The sequence below is a fragment of the Vogesella indigofera genome (assembly GCF_028548395.1).
GTDB lineage: Bacteria > Pseudomonadota > Gammaproteobacteria > Burkholderiales > Chromobacteriaceae > Vogesella > Vogesella indigofera_A.
This window is the reverse complement of sequence record NZ_JAQQLA010000007.1, coordinates 59,131-80,643: the sequence shown is the minus strand read 5'-3', so window position 1 is coordinate 80,643 and position 21,513 is coordinate 59,131. Positions and strand designations below refer to the sequence as shown.

General features: G+C 64.6%; 16 protein-coding genes. 11 read left to right on the top strand and 5 right to left on the bottom strand.

The window, feature by feature from the left end; all coding sequences use genetic code 11:
- Positions 1–27: 27 nt before the first annotated feature.
- The 5 genes from infB (at position 28) to pnp (ending at position 7,093) form a co-directional block, all read left to right on the top strand.
- On the top strand, positions 28–2,967 hold the full coding sequence (infB, locus tag PQU89_RS12495; RefSeq protein WP_272766133.1) for a translation initiation factor IF-2: 2,940 nt from the start codon (positions 28–30) through the stop codon (positions 2,965–2,967).
- Positions 2,968–3,048: 81 nt separating this feature from the next.
- Positions 3,049–3,516, top strand: coding sequence for a 30S ribosome-binding factor RbfA (rbfA, locus tag PQU89_RS12490; protein ID WP_272766132.1), 468 nt, complete (start codon positions 3,049–3,051; stop codon positions 3,514–3,516).
- Positions 3,513–4,436, top strand: coding sequence for a tRNA pseudouridine(55) synthase TruB (gene truB, locus PQU89_RS12485; RefSeq protein ID WP_272766131.1), 924 nt, complete (start codon positions 3,513–3,515; stop codon positions 4,434–4,436). The genes rbfA and truB overlap by 4 nt, the downstream gene beginning before the upstream one ends.
- 75 nt (positions 4,437–4,511) lie before the next feature.
- Positions 4,512–4,781 carry a 30S ribosomal protein S15 gene (gene rpsO / locus PQU89_RS12480; protein ID WP_047967077.1) on the top strand — a complete coding sequence of 90 codons (270 nt, stop codon included), beginning with the start codon at positions 4,512–4,514 and terminating at the stop codon, positions 4,779–4,781.
- Positions 4,782–4,945: 164 nt separating this feature from the next.
- Positions 4,946–7,093 (top strand): polyribonucleotide nucleotidyltransferase, encoded by a 2,148-nt coding sequence (pnp, locus tag PQU89_RS12475; RefSeq protein WP_272766130.1) that lies wholly within the window; start codon positions 4,946–4,948, stop codon positions 7,091–7,093.
- A gap of 96 nt (positions 7,094–7,189) precedes the next feature.
- Here the strand turns inward: pnp and PQU89_RS12470 are convergent, their stop codons facing one another.
- Positions 7,190–7,885 carry a DNA-3-methyladenine glycosylase family protein gene (locus PQU89_RS12470; RefSeq protein ID WP_272766129.1) on the bottom strand — a complete coding sequence of 232 codons (696 nt, stop codon included), beginning with the start codon at positions 7,883–7,885 and terminating at the stop codon, positions 7,190–7,192.
- A 203-nt stretch (positions 7,886–8,088) separates the two neighbouring features.
- Between PQU89_RS12470 and ada the strand changes: the two genes are divergently transcribed.
- The gene (gene ada / locus PQU89_RS12465) at positions 8,089–9,168 is read left to right on the top strand and encodes a bifunctional DNA-binding transcriptional regulator/O6-methylguanine-DNA methyltransferase Ada (protein WP_272766128.1); all 1,080 of its coding nucleotides are present in this window, start codon (positions 8,089–8,091) and stop codon (positions 9,166–9,168) included.
- A gap of 58 nt (positions 9,169–9,226) precedes the next feature.
- On the top strand, positions 9,227–9,874 hold the full coding sequence (gene alkB / locus PQU89_RS12460) for a DNA oxidative demethylase AlkB (protein WP_272766127.1): 648 nt from the start codon (positions 9,227–9,229) through the stop codon (positions 9,872–9,874).
- 200 nt (positions 9,875–10,074) lie between these two features.
- Here alkB and PQU89_RS12455 read toward each other — a convergent pair whose 3' ends face one another.
- The gene (locus PQU89_RS12455) at positions 10,075–11,721 is read right to left on the bottom strand and encodes an acyl-CoA synthetase (protein ID WP_272766126.1); all 1,647 of its coding nucleotides are present in this window, start codon (positions 11,719–11,721) and stop codon (positions 10,075–10,077) included.
- 211 nt (positions 11,722–11,932) lie between these two features.
- On the opposite strand from PQU89_RS12455, the gene PQU89_RS12450 reads away from it, so the two are divergent.
- Positions 11,933–13,972 (top strand): PAS-domain containing protein, encoded by a 2,040-nt coding sequence (locus PQU89_RS12450; RefSeq protein WP_272766125.1) that lies wholly within the window; start codon positions 11,933–11,935, stop codon positions 13,970–13,972.
- Positions 13,954–14,691, top strand: a complete 738-nt coding sequence (locus tag PQU89_RS12445; RefSeq protein WP_272766124.1) for a response regulator transcription factor — start codon at positions 13,954–13,956, stop codon at positions 14,689–14,691. The genes PQU89_RS12450 and PQU89_RS12445 overlap by 19 nt, the downstream gene beginning before the upstream one ends.
- A 76-nt stretch (positions 14,692–14,767) precedes the next feature.
- On the opposite strand, the gene PQU89_RS12440 is transcribed toward PQU89_RS12445, so the two are convergent.
- Both PQU89_RS12440 and PQU89_RS12435 read right to left on the bottom strand, forming a co-directional pair.
- Positions 14,768–15,805 carry an oxidoreductase gene (locus PQU89_RS12440; protein WP_272766123.1) on the bottom strand — a complete coding sequence of 346 codons (1,038 nt, stop codon included), beginning with the start codon at positions 15,803–15,805 and terminating at the stop codon, positions 14,768–14,770.
- 294 nt (positions 15,806–16,099) lie between these two features.
- The gene (locus tag PQU89_RS12435; RefSeq protein ID WP_272766122.1) at positions 16,100–17,680 is read right to left on the bottom strand and encodes a YdgA family protein; all 1,581 of its coding nucleotides are present in this window, start codon (positions 17,678–17,680) and stop codon (positions 16,100–16,102) included.
- A 158-nt stretch (positions 17,681–17,838) separates the two neighbouring features.
- Here PQU89_RS12435 and PQU89_RS12430 point away from each other — a divergent pair, with 158 nt between their 5' ends.
- Together PQU89_RS12430 and PQU89_RS12425 are read left to right on the top strand one after the other, a co-directional pair.
- Positions 17,839–19,020, top strand: coding sequence for a DesA family fatty acid desaturase (locus PQU89_RS12430; RefSeq protein ID WP_272758352.1), 1,182 nt, complete (start codon positions 17,839–17,841; stop codon positions 19,018–19,020).
- A gap of 102 nt (positions 19,021–19,122) precedes the next feature.
- Positions 19,123–19,467 carry a RidA family protein gene (locus tag PQU89_RS12425; RefSeq protein ID WP_189352195.1) on the top strand — a complete coding sequence of 115 codons (345 nt, stop codon included), beginning with the start codon at positions 19,123–19,125 and terminating at the stop codon, positions 19,465–19,467.
- A gap of 171 nt (positions 19,468–19,638) precedes the next feature.
- On the opposite strand, the gene PQU89_RS12420 is transcribed toward PQU89_RS12425, so the two are convergent.
- Positions 19,639–21,423 carry an ABC transporter ATP-binding protein/permease gene (locus PQU89_RS12420; RefSeq protein ID WP_272766121.1) on the bottom strand — a complete coding sequence of 595 codons (1,785 nt, stop codon included), beginning with the start codon at positions 21,421–21,423 and terminating at the stop codon, positions 19,639–19,641.
- Positions 21,424–21,513: the final 90 nt, after the last annotated feature.

Genomic DNA, 21,513 nt, shown 5'->3' with positions numbered 1-21,513 from the left:
CGATTGCTAGAGGAATTAGGAATACGCATGGTTTTGACAAATATTAAGCAGTTTGCCAGTGAGCTTGGCCTTTCTCCTGAGAGGCTCGTTGAGCAGTTGAACAAGGCCGGTGTCGCCAAGCGCGGCCTGGAAGAAACCCTGACCGAGGGTGACAAGAAGCGTTTGCTGGACTTCCTGAAAACCTCGCACGGTGCGCGCGATGGTAACCAGGTGACCCTGACCCGCAAACAGACTTCCGAAGTGCAGAGCGCAACGGGTGGTACGGTGAAGGTGGAAACCCGCAAGAAGCGTGTGTTCGTGCGTCCGGAAGACGAGGCACCGAAGGCGGTTGCTGCGCCAGTGGTGGAGGCCGCGCCGGTAGCGGTTGCCGCACCGGTGGTGGAAGCCAAGCCCGAGCCAGTCGTGGTTGCCGAGCCGGCCAAAGTGGAAGCGGCGAAGCCGGTAGAAGCCAAGCTGGTTGCTGCCAAAGCGGAAAAGCCCGCCGAAAAAGCACCGGAAGTCAAGGTGGAGGCCAAGCCTGTCGCTGCGGAAACGCCGGCAGTGCCAGTGAAACAGCCGACACTCAGCCGTCCGGCATCGATCCTGTCTGACGCCGAACTGGCCTCCCGCGCTGCGGAAGAGGCTCGTCAGGCCGAATTCCGTGCCCGTCAGCAAGCACTGATGCGTGAGAAGCAGGAGCGTGAAGCCCGCCGTACCGCCGCTCGTCTGGAAGCCGCAGCACCAGCGCCGGTTGCCAAGCCGGCACCGGTGGAGGTCAAGCCTGCCGCTCGTACCGAAGACATGCCGCGTTCGGCCAAGCCAACCCAGCCGCGCATGCAGCCTGCTGCTGGCGGCCGTGACGGCGCCGCGCCGCGTCCCGATGGTGCCCGTCCACAAGGTGGCCAGCGTCCCGCCGGTGCCGGTGGTCAGCGTCCGGGCCAGGGTGGTGCAGGTCGTCCTGCCGGTGCTGGTGCCCGTCCGGCGCCAGGTGCGGCCCCGTCGCGTCCGGCTGCGCCTGGCGCACCTGCCGCCGCTCCGGCGCCAGCCGGTGATGTCCGTCGCGGTCCGGCGAAAAAAGGTGGTGCCGGTGGTCGTGACTGGAATGACGGCAAAAAAGGCAAGGGCCTGAAAACCCGTGGTGGCGACGCCAGCAATGACTGGAAGAGCCGCAAGGGTGGCAAGCACAAGAACAGCAATAACGCCCACGCGTTCCAGGCGCCAACCGAGCCTATCGTGCACGAAGTGCTGGTGCCGGAAACCATCACCGTTGGTGACCTCGCTCACAAGATGGCAGTGAAGGCCGCCGAAGTGATCAAGGTACTGATGAAGATGGGCATGATGGTGACCATCAACCAGGTACTGGACCAGGAAACCGCGCTGATCATCGTGGAAGAAATGGGTCACGTCGGCAAGGCCGCCCAAGCGGACGATCCGGAGGCGTACCTGGACAAGGATGAAGTGGCCGAAGCCGTCGAAGCGCTGCCGCGTCCGCCGGTGGTGACCGTGATGGGTCACGTTGACCACGGTAAGACCTCCTTGCTCGATTACATCCGTCGCGCCAAGGTTGCTTCCGGCGAAGCCGGTGGCATTACCCAGCACATCGGTGCCTACCACGTGGAAACTCCTCGCGGCGTGGTGACCTTCCTTGATACCCCGGGTCACGAAGCGTTTACCGCTATGCGTGCCCGTGGTGCCAAGGCGACCGACATCGTGATTCTGGTGGTAGCTGCCGACGACGGCGTGATGCCGCAGACCATTGAAGCGATTCACCATGCCAAAGCGGCCGGTGTGCCGATCGTGGTGGCAGTGAACAAGATCGACAAGCCTGAGGCCAACATCGAGCGCCTGCGCCAGGAACTGGTTGCCCATGAAGTGGTGCCGGAAGACTGGGGTGGTGACACCATGTTTGTCGAAGTGTCGGCAAAAACTGGCCAGGGCATCGACTCGCTGCTGGAAAGCATCCTGCTGCAAGCCGAAGTGCTGGAACTGACCTCGCCGGTCAATGCGCCGGCCAAGGGCGTGATCGTCGAAGCGCGTCTGGACAAGGGTCGCGGCCCGGTGTCCACGCTGCTGGTACAGTCCGGTACCCTGAAGAAGGGCGATGTGATTCTGGCCGGTACCGCCTTCGGTCGCGTTCGTGCCATGATCGACGAGAACGGCAAGCAGATCGACGAAGCCGGTCCATCGATTCCGGTGGAAATCCTGGGTCTGTCCGACGTGCCGTCCGCTGGTGAAGACGCGATGGTGCTGACCGACGAGCGCAAGGCGCGTGAAATTGCGCTGTTCCGTGCCGGCAAGTACCGTGACGTACGTCTGGCCAAGCAGCAGGCCGCCAAGCTGGAAAACATGTTTGCCCAGATGGCGGAAGGCGAAGTGCAGAGCATGTCGCTGATTATCAAGGCCGACGTGCAGGGTTCTTACGAAGCGCTGGCGCACAGCCTGCAGAAACTGTCGACCGACGAAGTGCGGGTCAACATCCTGCACTCTGGCGTGGGCGGCATTTCCGAATCCGATATCAACCTGGCGATCGCGTCCAAGGCCATCGTGGTCGGCTTCAACGCCCGTGCCGATGCCGCTGCGCGCAAGCTGGCGGAGAGCGAAGGCGTCGAGATCCGCTACTACAACATCATTTACGATGTGGTAGACGACGTGAAGGCTGCCATGTCCGGCATGCTGGCACCGGAGAAGAAGGAGCAGATCCTGGGTACCGTCGAGATCCGTCAGGTTATCTCGGTGTCCAAGGTGGGCAACATCGCCGGTTGTATGGTGACCGACGGCATCATCAAGCGCTCGGCCAGCGTGCGTCTCATCCGTCACAACGTGGTGGTGCATACCGGCGAACTCGACTCGCTCAAGCGCTTCAAGGACGACGTCAAGGAAGTGCGTCAGGGTTACGAGTGTGGCCTGATGCTGAAGAACTTCAACGACATCCAGGAAGGCGATCAGCTGGAAGCGTTCGAGATCGTGGAAGTCGCCCGTACTCTGTAAGTGTTAAGCTGCAGGCGAGCGTTGTCCCGGCCACTGGCTGGGCAGCGCTCGCCTTTGTCTTTCTGGAACAGGACACAAGACATGGCAAAAGCCAAAAAAGGTTTCTCCCGCTCGGATCGCATCGCCGAGCAAATCCAGCGCGAGCTGGCCGAGCTGATCCGCAAGGGTCTGAAGGACCCGCGCGTCGGCTGGGTCACCATCACCGCGGTGGAAGTGACCCGCGACTACTCCCACGCCAAGGTGTTTTACACGGTGATGGAAGAGGGCAAGCGCGAGATCACCCAGGAAGCGCTGGAGAGTGCCGCCGGTTACCTGCGCAACGGCATCGGCAAGGTGTTGCAGATTTTCACCACGCCGCAGCTGCACTTCATCTATGACGATTCCATCGAGCGTGGCGTGTACATGAGCCGCCTGATCGATGAGGTCAACGGCACCGCGGTGACGGTGGCCCAGGACGCGGACAGCAATGCGGACGAGCCGGTGGCGGATGAAGCCGAAGGCGATGAGCCGATCGACGACGCGGATGATGAGGCTGGCGACAAGGCATGAGTGCACCACGTCGGGTGAAATTGCCGATCAACGGCGTGCTGCTGCTGGACAAGCCTTACGACGTCAGCTCCAACGGTGCCCTGCAGAAGGCGCGCTGGCTGTATAGCGCCGCCAAGGCGGGCCATACCGGCGTGCTCGATCCGCTGGCGACCGGCCTGCTGCCGGTGTGCTTTGGCGAGGCGACCAAGTTTTCGTCCTATCTGCTGGATGCCGACAAGGGCTACCGCGCCACCGTCAAGTTCGGCCAGGTCACCACCACCGGTGACATCGAGGGCGAGGTGGTCATCGAACGGCCGGTGACGTTTGACCGTACGGCGCTGGAACAAACGTTGGCCGCATTCTGCGGTGTGATTACCCAGGTGCCGCCGATGTATTCGGCGCTGAAATTCCAGGGGCGGCCGCTGTACGAGTATGCGCGCGAAGGCATCGAGATCGAGCGAGCCGGGCGCGAGGTCACCATCCATCGCATCGAGCTGCTGTCGTTTGACGGTGTCGATACCGCGGTGATCGAGGTGCTGTGCAGCAAGGGTACCTATATCCGTACCCTGGCACAGGATGTGGGCGAGCGGCTTGGTTGCGGCGCGCACCTCACCGGCCTGCGCCGTACCACCACCGGTGGCTTCCGGCTGGAGGACGCGCACACGCTGGAAGCCATCGAGGCCCTGCCGCGCGAGGCGCGCGACGGCCTACTGCTGCCGGTCGATATCCTGGTGTCGCATTTCCCCGAACAAACGTTGGCCGCAGAAGACGCGCGCCGTTTTTGTCACGGCCAGGCCGTGCGCGGTGCCAAAAACTGTGCGACAATGCAGCGCTTTCGTGTTTACCAAGCGCAGACACGGGAGTTTCTCGGACTGGCGGATGCAAGCGAAGATGGCTTGCTTCAACCGGTGCGGGTAATGGTTGCTCCGGCAACCGAATAGTGAAGTGTGGATGGGTTTCGGCTCGCTACACTTGTCGGGTGGCAACACCCTAAACCGATATCGGAGTTTATTATTATGGCAATGACCGCCGCTCAAAAAGCACAGATCGTTAAAGACTACCAGCGCCAGGAAGGCGACACCGGTTCTACCGAAGTTCAGGTAGCGCTGCTGACCGCTCGTATCAACGATCTGACCCCGCACTTCAAAGCGAACACCAAGGATCATCACAGCCGTCGCGGCCTGCTGAAACTGGTTAGCTCCCGTCGTCGTCTGCTTGACTACCTCAAGCGCACTGACGTCGCTGGCTACCGCGCTCTGATCGCTCGTCTGGGTCTGCGTAAGTAATCGGTTTAAATTCGAAAAAGTCGCAGCCTGTCTGCGACTTTTTCGTTTCTGCAGTATCTTATTGAGTCAACGGGGGGAGCCTCTAGGAATCGGTATCGGTTACGGTGTTGATTGCTAGGGGTTCCCGTTGCAAGTTCTATTCCTTAAATCAAAGGAAACCTCACGTGTTTAATAAAGTTACCAAATCGTTCCAGTACGGTCGTCACACCGTGACCCTGGAAACCGGCGAAGTTGCCCGTCAGGCATCCGGTGCCGTAGTCGTTACTGTTGAAGATACCGTGGTGCTGGTATCGGTTGTCGGCTCCAAGAACGTCAAGCCGGGCCAGGACTTCTTCCCGCTGACCGTGGACTACCTGGAGCGTACCTACGCTGCCGGCAAGATCCCGGGCGGCTTCTTCAAGCGTGAAGGCAAGCAGTCCGAAAAAGAAATCCTGACCTGCCGCCTGATCGACCGTCCGATCCGTCCGCTGTTCCCGGAAGGCTTCTACCACGACGTGCAGATCGTGGCCACCGTGATGTCGCTGAACCCGGAAGTGGATTCCGACATCCCGGCAATGATCGGTGCCTCCGCTGCACTGGCGATCTCCGGTCTGCCGTTCAACGGCCCGATCGGCGCCGCCCGCGTTGGTTACGCCAATGGCGAATACATCCTCAACCCGACCGCTACCGAGCTGCTGACTTCGGACATGGATCTGGTGGTGGCCGGTACCCAGCGTGCCGTACTGATGGTGGAATCCGAAGCCAAGGAACTGTCCGAAGCGATCATGCTCGGCGGCGTGGTGTTCGGCCACGAGCAGCTGCAAGCCGCGATCAACGCCATCAACGAATTCGCTGACGAAGTGAACCCGGTGATGTGGGACTGGACCGCACCGGCCCAGAACGAAGAGCTGATCGGTAAGATCCGCGACATCTCCGGCGAAATGATCGCCAACGCCTTCCGCATCCGCCAGAAGGGCGCCCGTTCCGAAGCACTGGGTGCCGCCTGGTCCGCAGTGAAGAGCGTACTGATCAACGAAGACACCGACACCCTGCTGGCCAACGAGATCAAGGGCATCTTCAAGTCGCTGGAAGCCGAAATCGTGCGTGGCCAGATCCTGGCCGGCGAACCGCGTATCGACGGTCGCGACACCCGCACCGTGCGTCCGATCGCCATCCGCACCGGCGTGCTGCCGCGCGTACACGGTTCCGCGCTGTTCACCCGTGGCGAAACCCAGGCCATCGTGACCACCACGCTGGGCACCAAGCGTGACGAGCAGATCATCGACGCGCTGGCCGGTGAATACACCGACCGCTTCATGCTGCACTACAACTTCCCGCCGTACTCCACCGGTGAAGCCGGCCGCATGGGCCCGCCGAAGCGTCGTGAAATCGGTCACGGCCGTCTGGCCAAGCGTGCACTGGCGCAGGTACTGCCATCGGAAGCCGACTTCGGCTACACCATGCGTATCGTGTCGGAAATCACCGAATCCAACGGCTCCTCGTCGATGGCATCGGTATGTGGCGGCTGCCTGTCGCTGCTGTCCGCCGGTGTGCCGCTGAAGGCGCACGTGGCCGGCATCGCCATGGGCCTGATCCTGGAAGGCAACCGCTTCGCGGTGCTGACCGACATCCTGGGTGACGAAGACCACCTCGGCGACATGGACTTCAAGGTTGCCGGTACCGCTGCCGGTATCACCGCGCTGCAGATGGACATCAAGATCCAGGGCATCACCAAGGACATCATGCAGATCGCGCTGGAGCAGGCCAAGGAAGGTCGTATCCACATCCTCGGTCACATGAAAGAGGCGATCGAAGGCCCGCAAGAGCTGTCGACCCACGCGCCACGCCTGTACGTGATGAAGATCAACCCGGAGAAAATCCGTGAAGTGATCGGCAAGGGCGGCGAAACCATCCGCGCCATCACCAAGGACACCGGTTGCGAGATCAATATCGGCGAAGACGGCACCATCACCATCGCTTCGGTTTCGACCGAAAGCGCGGAAGCGGCCAAGAAGCGCATCGAAGAGATCACTGCCGAAGTGGAAGTGGGCAAGGTCTACGAAGGTCCGGTTGTGAAGATCCTCGACAACAACGTCGGTGCTATCGTCTCGATCATGCCGGGCAAGGATGGTCTGGTACACATTTCGCAGATCGCGCACGAGCGCATCAAGAACGTGGCCGACTACCTGCAGGAAGGCCAGATCGTGAAAGTGAAAGCGATCGAGATGGATGACCGCGGTCGCGTGCGTCTGTCGATCAAGGCGCTGCTGGACAATCCGGCGGCGGCTCCGGCCAGCGGCGACGCTGCCTTCGGCCTGAAAACCGGCGCCTAAGCCCGTACGCTAGCGCATGAACAAACCGCCTGTCCGGCTTGCCGGGCAGGCGGTTTTTTTATGTGCGGCCAACCTTGGGCGTGGTCGCCGGCAAGTTCAGCCTTCGCTGCCGACCTGTGCGCGGCGCTTGCCCGGTCGCGGCTGGTAGTCGGCGAGGCTCGGCACCTGCCACAGATACCAGGTCGCGACGCTGCGGTAGGGGCTGCAGGCGGCAGTGGCGGCCAGCAGCTCGCGGCGGCCGGGCAGCGCCGGCAGGGCTTTCAGGAAGCGGTAGCCCTCGCGCACGCCGAAGTCATCGACCGGCAGGATGTCCGGCCGTGCCAGGGTGTAGAGCAGCAGCATTTCCACCGTCCAGCGGCCGATGCCCGGCAAGGTCACCAGCCGTTCGATCAGTGCGGCATCGCTCAGCCGCGCGGCCTCCTGCCGTGACGGCACGCGGCCGTTCAGCGTGGCGGCGGCGATGGCGTGGATGGTGTCACTCTTGCGCCCGGAAAAGCCGCAGCCGCGCAACTGTCCGCTGTCCAGCGCCAGTAGTTGCGCCGGTGTCGGGAACGCTGGCTGCGGCTGGCAGGCCAGCAGCCGAGCCAGCATGGCATCGCCGGCGCGCACGTGCAGTTGCTGGTAGGCGACGGCGCGCACCAGCGCCTCGTACGGTTCGCGCGCCGGCTTGGGCTGCAGCCGGCAGTGGCCGACCTCGGCCACCAGTCGCGCCCAGTCGGCATCGATGGCGGCCAGATGCCGGCTGGCGGCGTGGTAGGGGCCATAGTAGGGGGCGTGCGGCAGGGTAGACATGGCTAGCAGGGCAGAGGATGGCAGACAGGGCACGCTACCCCTGCGCCGCGCCGACCGCATCCTGTTTCTTGCGCCGGCTTGTTGCAATGGCGGCCACTGTCGCAAAATAGGCGAATTCGGCAGCAAGCGGCGGGGTGCCGGGCGCCGCCGCGTTGGCTACAGTAGGCTCATACAGTGGCTGACGAGTGCAAAAGGACATGACCATGAACGCGACAGCAAAACGCCGCGCCCTGGCGGCGGCAACGGAAAGCGACCCGCGCTGGGCGGCGGTGCTGGCACGCGATGCGCGCGCCGACGGCCGCTTCTATTACTCGGTGCAGAGCACCGGCGTCTACTGCCGGCCGTCGTGTGCGGCGCGGCAGGCGCGGCCGGAGAACGTGTGCTTTCATGCCAGCTGCGCCGACGCCGAACGTGCCGGCTTTCGCCCCTGCCGGCGCTGCAAGCCGGACCAGCCGTCGCTGGCGCAGCAGCACGCGCAGAAGGTCACCGTCGCCTGCCGCCTGATCGACGACGCGGACACGCTGCCGGACCTGGCAACGTTGGCCGCAGCGGTCGGCCTCAGCCGCTACCACTTCCATCGCCTGTTCAAGCAGCACACCGGGCTGACACCGAAGGCCTACGCCGCCGCGCGTCGCGCCGAGCGCGTGCGCAACGGACTGAAGCAGCATGACACGGTGACGGCGGCGATTTTCGACGCCGGTTTCAACGCCAACAGCCGCTTCTACGCGCAGGCCGACGCGGTGCTGGGCATGACGCCCGGCGACTACCGCGCCGGCGGCGCGCGCACGGTGATCCGCTTCGCCGTCGGCCAGTGCACGCTGGGCGCGATCCTGGTGGCGCAGAGCGAACGCGGCGTGTGCGCGATTTCGCTGGGGGATGACGCCGAGGCGCTGCTGCACGAGCTGCAGGACCGCTTCCCGCGTGCCGAGCTGATCGGCGGTGACGCCGCCTTCGAGCAACTGGTGGCGACGGTGGTCGGCTTTGTCGAGGCGCCGGCGCTGGGGCTGGACCTGCCGCTGGACGTGCGCGGCACCGCCTTCCAGCAGCGGGTGTGGCAGGCTTTGCGCGAGATTCCGCCCGGCGAGACCGCCAGTTACCGCGACATCGCCCGGCGTATCGGCGCGCCGCAGGCGGTGCGCGCGGTGGCCGGCGCCTGTGCGGCCAACGTGCTGGCGGTGGCCATTCCCTGTCACCGCGTGGTGCGCACCGACGGCAGCCTGTCCGGCTACCGCTGGGGCGTGGCGCGCAAACAGGCACTGCTGGCGCGCGAGGCCAAACCGTGAGCTCTGGCGATCAAGGCGCGGCGATGACGGCTGCGGTGTTCAAACGGGTACGCGGACGATGACGGCCGACCTGTTTGCCGACCAGCCGCCACAGTGGCAGGAGTCGCTCGGCGACGGTGCGCTGGTGCTGCGCGGCTTTGCGCTGCCGTACGCGGCGGCGCTACTGCAGGCCTTGCCATCCTTGCTGGCGCAGGCGCCGTTGCGCCACATGCTCACCCCGGGCGGCCAGCCGATGTCGGTGGCGATGAGCAGTTGCGGCGACTACGGCTGGGTCAGCGATCGCCGCGGCTACCGCTACGCGGCGCAGGACCCGGCCAGCGGCGAGCCATGGCCGCCGCTGCCGGCGGACTGGTTGCGCTTGGCCGCCAGCGCGGCGGCGGCGGCCGGTTTTGCCGGTTTTGAACCGGATGCCTGCCTGATCAACTGCTATCAGCCGGGCGCGCGCATGGCGCTGCATCAGGACCGCGACGAGCGCGACTTCAGCCAGCCCATCGTGTCGGTATCGCTGGGGCTGCCGGTGGTGTTTCTGTTTGGCGGCATGCAGCGCAGCGAGCGTGCGCAACGGGTGTCGCTGGCGCACGGCGACGTGGTGGTGTGGGGCGGACCGGCGCGCCTGCGCTACCACGGCGTGCTGCCGCTGCAGCCGGGCAGCCATCCGCTGCTGGGGGCGCAGCGCATCAATCTCACTTTCCGCAAGGCGCGCTAGCGGCGGCCCTTGACCTGGTCATGCTCGGTCACGCGTCTGGCGTTGCCGGCACAGCTGGGCACCCGTTCCGGCAACAACGCCGCACCCCACAGTGGGGACGCGGCGTTGGCTTTTTATGGCTGATCGGTATTGCCGCCACGACCGGTCGGCGCGGGTAGCCGCGACAAGGTTGGCCGCAGCGTTGCGGCCAACCTTGCGCCTTACTCGATGGCCGAGCTGGCACGCGTCTGCTGTCGCAGCAGGAATTTCTGGATCTTGCCGGTCGAGGTGCGCGCGATCGGGCCGAAGATGATGCGCTTGGGCACCTTGAAGCGGGCGAGGTGGGCGCGGCAGTGTTCGATCACCGCCGCCTCGTCGCCGCTGACGCCTTCGCGCAGCTCGATGAAGGCGCACGGCACCTCGCCCCATTTCGGGTCCGGCAGTGCCACCACCGCCGCCGCGATCACGTCCGGGAAGCGGCACAGCACGTCCTCCACTTCCAGCGACGAGATGTTCTCGCCGCCGGAGATGATCACGTCCTTGGAGCGGTCCTTGATCTTGACGTAGCCGTCGGGCTGGATCACCGCCAGGTCGCCGGTGTGGAACCAGTCGCCGGCCAGCGCCTCGGCGGTGGCGGCCTCGTTCTTCAGGTAGCCCTTCATCACCAGATTGCCGCGGAACATGATTTCGCCCATGGTCTCGCCGTCGTGCGGCACTTCCTGCATCGTCTCCGGATCCAGCACCGTCATGCCGTGCTGCATGGTGTAGCGCACGCCCTGGCGGCCGTTGCGTTCGGTGCGGCTGGACAGGTCCAGCGCCTGCCACGCCGGCTGCTTGGCGCAGACCGCGGCCGGGCCGTAGGTTTCGGTCAGGCCGTAGACGTGGGTGATGTTGAAGCCGAGCTTCTCCATGCCCTCGATCACCGCCGACGGCGGCGCGGCGCCGGCCACCAGGCAGTTGACCGGGTGCTCGATGCCCTGTTTGCACTCCGCCGGCGCGTTGATCAGCATGGTGTGCACGATGGGCGCGCCGCAGTAGTGGCTGACCTTGTGCTGCTTGATCAGCTCGAAAATCAGGCGCGGGTCGACGCGGCGCAGGCAGACGTTGGTGCCGACGTTGGCCGCAACCGTCCACGGGAAGCACCAGCCGTTGCAGTGGAACATCGGCAGCGTCCACAGGTAGATGGCGTGGTGCGGCATGCCCCAGTCGACGATGTTGCTGATGGCGTTGAGGTAGGCGCCGCGATGGTGGTAGACCACGCCTTTCGGGTTGCCGGTGGTGCCTGAGGTGTAGTTCAGCGCGATGGCGTCCCACTCGTCGGCCGGCAGCTGGCAGGCGAATTCCGGGTCGCCGCCGGCGATGAACTCCTCGTACTCCATCTGCCCCAGACGCTCGCCGGGGCCGTCGTATTCCGCATCGTCGACATCGATCACCAGCGGCGGCGTCTGCAGCAGCGCCAGCGCCGGGGCGATGGTGAAGGCGAACTCGCGGTCGGTGATCAGTACCCTGGCCTCGCCGTGCTGCAGCATGAAGGCGATCGCTTCTGGATCGAGCCGGGTGTTGAGGGTGTTCAGTACCGCGCCGGACATCGGCACGCCGAAATGGCACTCCACCATCGCCGGGATATTGGGCAGCATCACCGCCACGGTGTCGCCGGCGCTAACACCGTGGCGTTGCAGTGCCGAGGCCAGGCGCCGGCTGCGGCTGTAGGTGTCGCGCCAGTTGCGCTGCAGGCTGCCGTGGATGACGGCGATGTGTTCGGGGTAGACGCTGGCGGCGCGCTCGATGAAACCCAGCGGCGACAGCGCGGTGAAATTGGCGGCGGTCTTGCAAAGACCGCTCTGGTAGGGCTTGCTTGCTTGTGACATCCGGCTCTCCTGTGGTGCTGCTTTGTGTCGTGCCGTCCGGCCCGGGGCAGGGCGGCGCCAACTGTTATCCGGTCGATGGTTGCGGCAAAACCTTGCGCAACTTTGTGTCAAATGTAACGAATCGTTGCCACCGCGGCATTTTGTGGTGGTGCTGCTCTAAAATGGTGTTTTTACTCGCTATGCCAGTGTTTTCTGGCGAAGGAGCGTCGTGATGATGCAACACCCGCCGCCAGAGGCCGCGCCCGGCGCCATGCTGCTGTCCTGGCTGGACCTGCTGGACCAGGGCGTCACCGTGTTCGATGCCGAGCTGAAGCTGGTGGCCTGCAACCAGCGTTTCCTGACGCTGCTGGATTTCCCGCCGCAGCTGGCGGCGGTGGGCACGCCGTTCGAAGCCTACATCCGTTATAACGCCTGCCGTGGCGAATACGGCCCCGGCGATGCGGAGTTGCAGGTGGCAGAGCGGGTGGTGCGCGCGCAGCGCTTCGAGCGCCATGACACTGAACGCATGCGTCCGGACGGTTCGGTGCTGCGCGTGCGCGGCGAGCCGTTGCCGCAGGGTGGATTCATCGCGCTGTACACCGACCAGACCGAACAGCAGGCCTACGCACGACTGCTGCAGCAGCAGAAGCTGGATCTGGAAGGCCACGTCGGACAGCGCACCGCCGAGCTGGAGCAGGCGCGGCACCAGCTGCGTGCCGCACAGGCGGCCAACGCGCAGCTTGGCGCCGACTTGCAGCGCAGCGAACAGCGGCTGCGGCTGATCACCGACACCATCCCGGCGCTGATCGCCTATTTCGACCACGGCCAGATCTACCGTTACGCCAACAAGGGCTACGCCGACTGGTTCGGCCGCGACAGCGCGCAGATGAGCGGGCGCCACATCTCGCTGGCGCTTGGCAGCAAGTTCTACGCCGCGGTGCAGCACTATGTCGAGGAGGCGCTGACCGGCAAGCAGCTCAGCTACGAGTACTCGATGGAAAAGGACGACGGCAGCACCATCTTCGCGCGCAGCACGCTGGTGCCGGAGATCGCCGCCGACGGCGAGGTGCTCGGCTGCTTCGTGCTGTCCTTCGACATCACCGAGCAGAAGCAGACCCAGGCGGCGCTGGTGCAGGCGCAGAAGATGGAAGCCATCGGCCAGCTGTCCGGCGGCATGGCACACGACTTCAACAACATGCTGACCGTGGTGCTGGGCAACCTCGGCGAATTGCGCCACCGTCTGCCGCAGCAGCCGGCGCTGCTGGACTATCTCGACCCGGCGCTGCACGCCGCCGGACGCGGCGTGGAACTGGTGCGGCGCCTGCTGGGCTTTGCCCGCCAGCAGCCGCTGCTGGCGCAGCCGGTGCCGATCGGCGGGCTGATCGGCGGCATGATGCAGCTGCTGCAGCGTTCGCTGCCGGAAAACATTGCGCTGGATTGCCAGCTGGCGGCGGAGCACGACTACGTGATGGCCGACGCCAATCAGCTGGAAAGCGCCATCCTCAACCTGGTGCTGAACGCGCGCGACGCGATGCCGGACGGCGGCAGGCTGCAGATTGCGGCCAACGTCGAGACGCTGGATGCGCGCGCCGCCGCCGAGTGGCAGTTGGCCGGCGGCGACTACATCCGCATCGACGTGACCGACAATGGCTGCGGCATGACGCCGGAGGTGCAGCTGCGCGTGTTCGAGCCGTTCTTTACCACCAAGCAGTTCGGCAGCGGCAGCGGCCTGGGGCTGGCGATGGTGTACGGCTTTGCGCGCCAGTCCGGCGGCCAGGTCAGCGTCAGCAGCCAGCCGGGGGGCGGCAGCGTGTTCAGCCTGCGCCTGCCGCGTACCACGCCGACGGCGCAGCCGCACGGCCGGCTCGATTTCAGCGGCCGGGCCGGTGGCCGCGAACGGCCGCTGGTGCTGCTGGTGGAGGACGATCCGGAGGTGCGCCGCGTGGTGCAGCGGCAGCTGAGCGCGCTCGGCTATCCGGTGGTGGAGGCGGAAAACGGCGACGAGGCGGCGACGCTGCTGGCCAGCATCGCCGACATCGGCCTGCTGCTGAGCGACATCGTGATGCCGGGCCGGCTCGGCGGCCGCCAGCTGGCGGCGCTGGCGCGGCAGCAGCGGCCGGAGATCCGCATCCTGCTGATGAGCGGCTACGCCGCGCCTGCGGAGGCGGCGGATGACCGCACCCGCGACATTCCGCTGCTGGCCAAACCCTTTACCGAGGCCCAGCTGGGCCGGATGCTCGACGAGGTGATGTTGTGTCCCAGAACGAACTGACGGCGGCGGTGCCGCCCGAAAAACTGATCTACGTGGTGGAAGACGACCTGGCGGTGGCGCGGCTGATCAGCGGCGTGCTGGCGGAGTACCAGTTCCGTCACGAATCGTTCCGTACCGGCCAGGCCTTCCTGCAACGGCTGCGGCAGCAGGCGCCGGACCTGTGCATCGTCGACCTCGGCCTGCCGGACATGGACGGCATGGCGCTGGTGCGACAGATCCGCGAGCGCCATCGCTGCGGCGTGATCATCCTCACCGGCCGCGGCCATGTCGGCGACCGGGTGATGGGGCTGGAGAGCGGCGCCGACGACTACATCATGAAGCCGTTCGAGCCCCGCGAGCTGGTGGCGCGGGTGCGCAGCATCCTGCGCCGCTGCGAGGCGCCGGGCGAGATTGGCGACGCGGCACGGCAGCGGGTGGCGCACTTTTCCGGCTGGCGCTTCGACGTGGCGCGGCTGTCGCTGTACGCGCCGGACGGTGGTGAGCGCCCGCTCAGCGCCGGCGAGGGGCTGATGCTGTTGCGCTTCCTGGAGCGTCCCAACCGCGTGCTGCCGCGCGAGCAGCTGCTGGGGCAGCACGACATCTCGCCGTTCGACCGCAGCATCGACGTGCGCATCTCGCGGCTGCGGCGCAAGCTGGAAGACGACTCCTACAATCCGCGCCTGATCAAGACCGTGTACGGCGCCGGCTACCTGTTCGTCAGCAGCGTGGTGTGGGAATAGCGCGTTCGCGCGCTGCGGAATAAGGCTGCGGCCAACCTTGTGGCCAAGGTTGGCCGCAGCGTTTTGACATTTGCCGTTACACCGGCAGTTCGCAGCCGCTGCGGGCGCTGTCCAGTCCCAGCTCGATCAGCTGCATCACTGCGATCGCGTCGTCAGCCGGCACCGGGTTGGCGCCTTCGCCATGGATCGCCGCCGCCACCGCGGCGTAGTAGTGGCGGTAGTCGCCGTTCAGGGTCGGCACCACGTCGCCGTGTTCCTCGCCATCCTGCTGCCAGTAGTGCAAGCCGTGCAGCGGGTCCTCGCCCCAGCCGGGGCCGCCCGGCGCCTCGCCGCGTTTCAGCGCCGCTTCCTGGGTGTCCAGCCCGTATTTCACGTAGCTGCCCAGCGTGCCGTGCACCGCGAAGCGCGGCACGCCGCCGCTGATCAGGCTGCTGGCCGACAGCCGCACCCGCAGCCGGCCGTAGTGCAGCTGCACGTGGAAGTAGTCGGTGGCGACGGCGCCGCAGCGCTGCGCGGCGAAGTCGGCGTGGATGGTGCGTGGTCGGCCAAACAGCTGCAGCGTCTGGTCCAGCAGGTGCGGGCCGAGGTCGAACCACAGTCCGCCGCCGGCGCTGGCGGACTCGCGCCAGCGCGCCTGCACCTGCGGCCGGTAGCGCTCGAAGCGCGACTCGAACAGCGCGATGTCGCCCAGCGTGCCGTCCTGCAGCAGCTGGCGCAGGGTGAGGAAGTCGGCATCCCAGCGCCGGTTGTGAAAGGCCGACAGCAGGCGCCGGTGCACGCCGGCCAGCACCTGCAGCTCCTGCGCCTCGGCTGCGGTCAGCGTGAACGGCTTGTCGACCACCACGTGCTTGCCGGCGGCCAGCGCCGCCGCGGCCAGCGGGAAGTGGCTGTCGTTGGGGCTGGCGATCACCACCAGATCGATGTCCGGGTCGGCAAGCACCAGCGCCACGTCGCTGAGTACGCGGCTGCCGGGGTGCTCGTGCAGCAGCTGTTCGCCCTTGCTGCTGACGATGGTGTGCAGGCACAGCGCCGGGCAGGCGTGCAGCAGCGGGGCGTGGATGGTGCGGCCGGCGTAGCCGTAGCCGATCAGGGCGACATTCAGGGGCATGCTCATGGTGGGTCTTCCGGTGGGTCTTTACTTTCAGCCTAGTCCAAGGGTGGCGGGCGGCTGGATTCATTGCGCGCCCGGCAGCGCTTTAATGGCCTGGCATGGCGCGGCAGGGGGCAAGAAAAAGGCCCCGTGTCGTGATACGGGGCCGCTGGCCTTAGAACCTGTTCAATGTCTGCTGCGCTTCGGCGATACCGCGTTAAAAGCGCCTTCGGAATGCTCATTTACGACTTGTAAACTCCGCTTCCTCAGGCGCTTTCGCCTTGTCTCGCTCTAGCTCGCGAGACTTTGAACAGGCTCTTACTGGGCGGCCGAGGCGGCCGGCGGCGCCGGATCTTCCTCTTCTTCCCACGGCAGGGCGACGCGGGTGCTGTTGACCAGCAGCGTACCGTTCTTGAAGTCGATCTTGGTGGCCAGCTGGCCGTTCTGCTGCGTGATCAGCTTCTGGTTTTCCCATTCGCTGAGCTGGGCGTCGAGCAGGCTCTTGGCCAGGTTGTCGATTTCGCCGAGATCCGGCTGCTCTTCGGCGCTGGCGTCGACGGTGAACAGGTTGCGCGCCTGCGCCACCACCATGTTTTCCAGCGTCTGACGCGGCAGCTCGATGTTGAGCAGCGCGATGAAGCGCTTGATGAATTCCAGCGGCGTCTTCAGATCGCTTTCCTGCAATCCCTGCAGCGCGATCTGCCCGTCAAGCTTGGCCTCGCCGGTCGGCATGCGCAGCGAGAAGGTATTGATCATGATCTTCGGATCGTTGATCAGCAGCGGCAGGCCCTGCTTGGTGATCGCCTCGATGTAGCGCTTGCGCAGCTGGGTCGGGTCCTTCTCCTCGAACGGGATGCGAGTGAAGGCCTGGTCCAGTTTCACCAGCGTCGGACCGTGCAGGTGGTTGGCGGAGATGTCCAGCTTCAGCGGCCCGTACACGCTGTCGTTGTAGCTGAAGGTGTCGAAATCCAGCTTGCCGCGGGTATTGATGAATTCTTCCTGCTCGCTGGTGACGATCTGGTACTTCAGGTTCTTCAGCTCGACATTCGACGGCCGGAATTCGCCGCTCGGGTTGATGAACTCGCCGACGCGCACGCGGCTGACCAGGTGGATCAGCTCGTTGAGCTTGATGCTGTACGGAATGCTCTCGTTCCACTTCAGGCTGACATTGGCCACCGACAGCTCGCCGGTACCGAGCTTGACGCCGGTGTTGCCGGGACGCACGTCGGACAGGTAGCGGATGTTGTCAAAGCTGAAGCGGCCCTTGGGGCCGGCCTCCAGCACGAAGCCGGGTGATACCGACTCGGCCTGGTATTCCTTGTAGCCGGCGGCGTAGTTCAGGTGCAGGTCGAAACCGCGCCAGGTCATCTTCACGCCGGCGAGGGTTTCCTCATAGTCGAATTGCGGCACCGCCACGCTCAGTTCGCCGCCGCCAGCGAGGCCGAGGCGGTTGACCACGGTGATCGGCTCGGCGTCACCAAAGAAGCGCTGCAGTGTCTTGCGCGTGCCCTCGCTCATGTCGAAGGTGGTTTCGACGCGGGCGCGGCCGGGGCTGAAGTGGCCGCTGAGCAGGCCCGGCAGCGGGCCGTGCGCCACGTCGTGGTGGTAGCGGATGGTGCCCTGGAACAGCGGGCGCACGTTTTCCGGCAGCAGGCCGATGTAGGGGCCGAGCAGTTCCTGGTTGAACTCCAGCTCGGTGGTTTCCTGCGACGAGAACCAGCCGCGCTGGTACTGGTGCGACTTGACCTTGAACACCGACATCGCCGCAATCATCTGGTGTTGCTCTGCCAGCGTTTCCTCGGCCTTGATGCCGGCCCAGTAGGAAAAAGCGCCATAGAAAGCAAAAGTGCCGGCGACAGCGGCGGCGGTGAGTTTGATAGCGTGCTTGTTGACGTTCACGATCCGGCCTGAGTGACGAAATGACTGCGTATCTTACAATAGCCGCGCCGGTGTGACGAATCGGTACGCTGGCGACTGTCGATTCTTTTGCCGTTTACGCCGGCGATTTGTGTAAAATGGCGCGTTATCTCTATTAAAACAATGAGGTTTGACTACGAATGGAATGGCTTAACGGTCTGATCGACCTGCCCTGGTGGGGTTATATCGTGGTGGCATTGGTCCTGACCCACATCACCATCGCGTCGGTGACCATCTTCCTGCATCGTCATCAAGCGCACCGCGCACTGGATCTGCACCCGATTCCGAGCCACTTTTTCCGTTTCTGGCTGTGGCTGACGACCGGCCAGGTCACCAAGGAATGGGCGGCGATTCACCGCAAGCACCATGCGCGCTGCGAAACGGCGGAAGACCCGCACAGCCCGCAAGTGCTGGGCATCAAGAAAGTCATGTGGGAAGGCGCCGAACTGTACCGTGCCGCCTGCAAGGACCGCAGCATCATGGAAAAATTCGGCCACGGCACGCCTGACGACTGGCTGGAACACAACCTGTACACCAAGCACACCGGCAAGGGCATCCTGCTGATGCTGGCCATCGACGTGGTGCTGTTCGGTGCCGCCGGCCTGTCGATCTGGGCGGTGCAGATGGCGTGGATTCCGTTCTTCGCCGCCGGCGTGATCAACGGTATCGGCCACTTCTGGGGCTATCGCAACTTCGAGAACGAAGACGCCTCCACCAACGTGCTGCCGTGGGGCATCCTGATCGGTGGCGAAGAGCTGCACAACAACCACCATACCTTCGGCACTTCGGCCAAGCTGTCGTACAAGTGGTTCGAGTTCGACATCGGCTGGATGTACATCCGCATGCTGGAGATCGCCGGTCTGGCCAAGGTGCGCAAGGTGGCGCCGCGGCTGGTGGAAGAGCAGCGTACCCAGCAGCTGGATCTGGAACACCTGCAGGCGATCATCGCCAACCGCTACGCGGTGGCGGCTCGCTATGCTCGCGAGCTGAAGGACGTTTACCGCGTCGAGGTGGAAAAGCTGCACCTGCCGGAGCTGAAGGCGCCGCAGCTGGTGCGCAAGATGAAGGTCTGGCTGAAGCAGGACGCCAAGGACACCCCGGTGCAGGAACGCGAACAGCTGGCGGTGGTACTGGAAAAGAGCCAGGTGCTGCATACCGTGTACTCGATGCGCCAGGAACTGTCTCGCCTGTGGGAGCGTTCGTCGCTGACCCGTGACGAGCTGCTGAAGGAACTGCAGGACTGGTGCGCCCGCGCCGAGGCCAGCGGTATCGAATCGCTGCAGCGTTTCTCGCTGAGCCTGCGCCGCGCCTCGGTGGCCTGATCGCCGCTGTTGTCTGAACCCAGCGCCGGAGCGAGTCTCCGGCGTTTTGTTTGGTGCCGCCGAGCGGCGCCAGTGCCACCATCTATTTATTCGGGAGTCGCAATGAGTCTGTATCGCCACAAACCAGGCAAGCGCATGTCGGAAGCCGTGGTCGTCAACGGCCTGATCTACACCGTACAGGTACCGGAAAGCGGTCAGGGTGATGCCCGCGCGCAGACCGCCGAGACCCTAGGCCTGATCGACACCGTGCTGGCCGAACTGGACAGCGACAAGAGCAAGATCGTGGAAGCCACCATTTTCCTGACCGACCTCGCCGATTTCGATGCCATGAACGAGGCATGGGACGCCTGGGTGGCGGAGGGCAATGCCCCGGTGCGCTGCACGGTACAGGCGAAACTGGCCCATCCGGACTGGAAGATCGAGATCCGCATCGTCGCCAGCCGCTAAGGTTTGAGTGGGGTAGCTGAGGCCGGCGGTGCCGGCACGATGGCGACAAAAACGTTGGCCGCCAGCATCTTTCAGTGCTGGCGGCCATTTTGTTGCATTGTTACTGGGCGCCAGGGTGTGGCCATCCCGGGGGTGCGTAGGCGTGGCCTGCGGCCAACCTTGCGACAACTATCAGCTGTTGATGGTTGCCAGCTGCCAGCCGCCCTTGCCGTCTAGCTGCAGGATCTGTGCATGATGGACCAGCAAGGTACTGCGATGACCGACGCTGACCAGTGCGGTATGCGGCAGGCGCTCGCGTACCAGCCGGTAGAGCGTGTCTTCCAGTTCCTCGTCCATTGCCGAGGTGGCCTCGTCCAGAAACGCCACCGCCGGTGCCGCCAGCAGCAGGCGCCCGAAAGCCAGCCGTTGCTGTTCGCCCAGCGACAGGATGTGGCTCCAGTCCGCCTCTTCGTCCAGTCGGCTCTGCAGGTGTCCCAGATGGACGGCCTCCAGTGCCTCGCTAACTGCCTCGTTGCCGGTGGCCGGATGCGGGTAGCACAGGGCCGCCCGCAGGCTGCCTAGTGGCAGGTAGGGCTTTTGTGACAGGAATAGCACGTCATGCGGGTGCAGGATGACGCCGTCGCAGTATGGCCACAGCCCGGCGATGGCGCGCAGCAGCGTGGTCTTGCCGCTGCCGGACGGGCCGCGGATCAGCATCGACGATTCTGCATTGACGTGCATGGTGGCGCAGTCCAGCAGGACCCGGCCGGCTGGGGTGCGGATGCTGACATTCTGCAGCTCCACGCGGCGCGCATGGTCGCGCACGCGCGGTGTCGGTAGCGCGGCGGCGCCTTCGACGGCATCAAGAAAACCGGTTAGACGATCCAGCACCGCCTTGAAGCCGGCGAATTCGTCGTAGGCAGAGCGGAAGAACGACAACCCGTCCTGCAGCTCGCCGAAGGCATTTGCCGTCTGGATCATGTCACCCAGCGAGATCTGCTTGGCAAAGAAGCGTGGTGCCTGGATCACGAACGGGAAGATGGCGGCGGTCTGGCTGATGGTGAGATTGAAGCCGGAGAACTTCAGCGTCCGGAACACGATGGCCCAGGCATTGCTGATGATTTTGGCAAAGCGCAGGCGCAGGGTGCTGCCTTCGACGGCTTCGCCACCATAGAAGGCAATGCTCTCGCTGTATTCACGCAGCCGGACCAAAGCATAGCGGTAATCGGCACCCAGTTTTTCGTTAAGAAAGTTCAGCATGATCAACGGCCGGCCGATGCGGAAGGCAAACACGGTGGCGATGATCACGTACAGGTAAACGGCGAATACCATGCCGCGCGGGACTTCTACTCCGAGCAGAGCCAGTGTGCCGGACAGCCCCCACAGGATCAGAGTGAATTCGAAGATCGACACCAGCGAGCCGATTACTCCCATTGATAGCGACAGTGAGGAATTGACGAAGCTGGCGATGTCTTGCTGGATACGCTGGTCCGGGTTATCCGCCGGTTTGGCCAGGTGCTCGCTGCGGTAGTAGGCCTGGTGATCCAGCCAGCGCGTGAGTAGGCGTTCGTTCAGCCACTCCCGCCAGCGGATCAGGAAGCCCTGGCTCAGGTAGGTGTTGAGCAGGATACGGCTAACATGGACGGTGGCCAGGATTGCAAAAATTAGTATCGAGGCCCAGAACAGCTTGGCATCCAGCTTCTGCAGTGAGGTGTACATCTCGTTGTACCAGCGCGAGAACAGTACGTTCAGGCGCACGCCGCTGAGGGTCAGCAGTACGATGACCAGCAGCGACAGCACTGGTCGCCAGCCGTTGAGCGAGGGGCGGAACAAGTCGCCGCTCAGGCGCCAGAACTGGCGTCCCCAGCGCGAAAAATGCAGCAGGCTCCAGCCCGCCAGCAGACTGCACACTAGCGTGATGGCAAAGGCCTTTCCCAGCCAGATCGCGCTCAACAGTAATTCCTGACTCCAGTTCATCGGTTCTCCTTATGGTGCGGTAATGCAAATCCCGGTTCGATATGGCCGCCAGCATAGCGTTTTTTGCGCGGGCGGGGCAGCGGCAAACTC

Bases quoted from the DNA above. Each gene is read 5' to 3' on its own strand.
- PQU89_RS12425 (WP_189352195.1), top strand. From the start codon at position 19,123: ATGAGTCTGTATCGCCACAAACCAGGCAAGCGCATGTCGGAAGCCGTG.
- ada (WP_272766128.1), top strand. From the start codon at position 8,089: ATGAACGCGACAGCAAAACGCCGCGCCCTGGCGGCGGCAACGGAAAGC.
- truB (WP_272766131.1), top strand. From the start codon at position 3,513: ATGAGTGCACCACGTCGGGTGAAATTGCCGATCAACGGCGTGCTGCTG.
- alkB (WP_272766127.1), top strand. From the start codon at position 9,227: ATGACGGCCGACCTGTTTGCCGACCAGCCGCCACAGTGGCAGGAGTCG.
- PQU89_RS12440 (WP_272766123.1), bottom strand. From the start codon at position 15,805: ATGAGCATGCCCCTGAATGTCGCCCTGATCGGCTACGGCTACGCCGGC.
- infB (WP_272766133.1), top strand. From the start codon at position 28: ATGGTTTTGACAAATATTAAGCAGTTTGCCAGTGAGCTTGGCCTTTCT.
- PQU89_RS12430 (WP_272758352.1), top strand. From the start codon at position 17,839: ATGGAATGGCTTAACGGTCTGATCGACCTGCCCTGGTGGGGTTATATC.
- PQU89_RS12470 (WP_272766129.1), bottom strand. From the start codon at position 7,885: ATGTCTACCCTGCCGCACGCCCCCTACTATGGCCCCTACCACGCCGCC.
- rpsO (WP_047967077.1), top strand. From the start codon at position 4,512: ATGGCAATGACCGCCGCTCAAAAAGCACAGATCGTTAAAGACTACCAG.
- PQU89_RS12420 (WP_272766121.1), bottom strand. From the start codon at position 21,423: ATGAACTGGAGTCAGGAATTACTGTTGAGCGCGATCTGGCTGGGAAAG.
- PQU89_RS12450 (WP_272766125.1), top strand. From the start codon at position 11,933: ATGATGCAACACCCGCCGCCAGAGGCCGCGCCCGGCGCCATGCTGCTG.
- PQU89_RS12455 (WP_272766126.1), bottom strand. From the start codon at position 11,721: ATGTCACAAGCAAGCAAGCCCTACCAGAGCGGTCTTTGCAAGACCGCC.
- rbfA (WP_272766132.1), top strand. From the start codon at position 3,049: ATGGCAAAAGCCAAAAAAGGTTTCTCCCGCTCGGATCGCATCGCCGAG.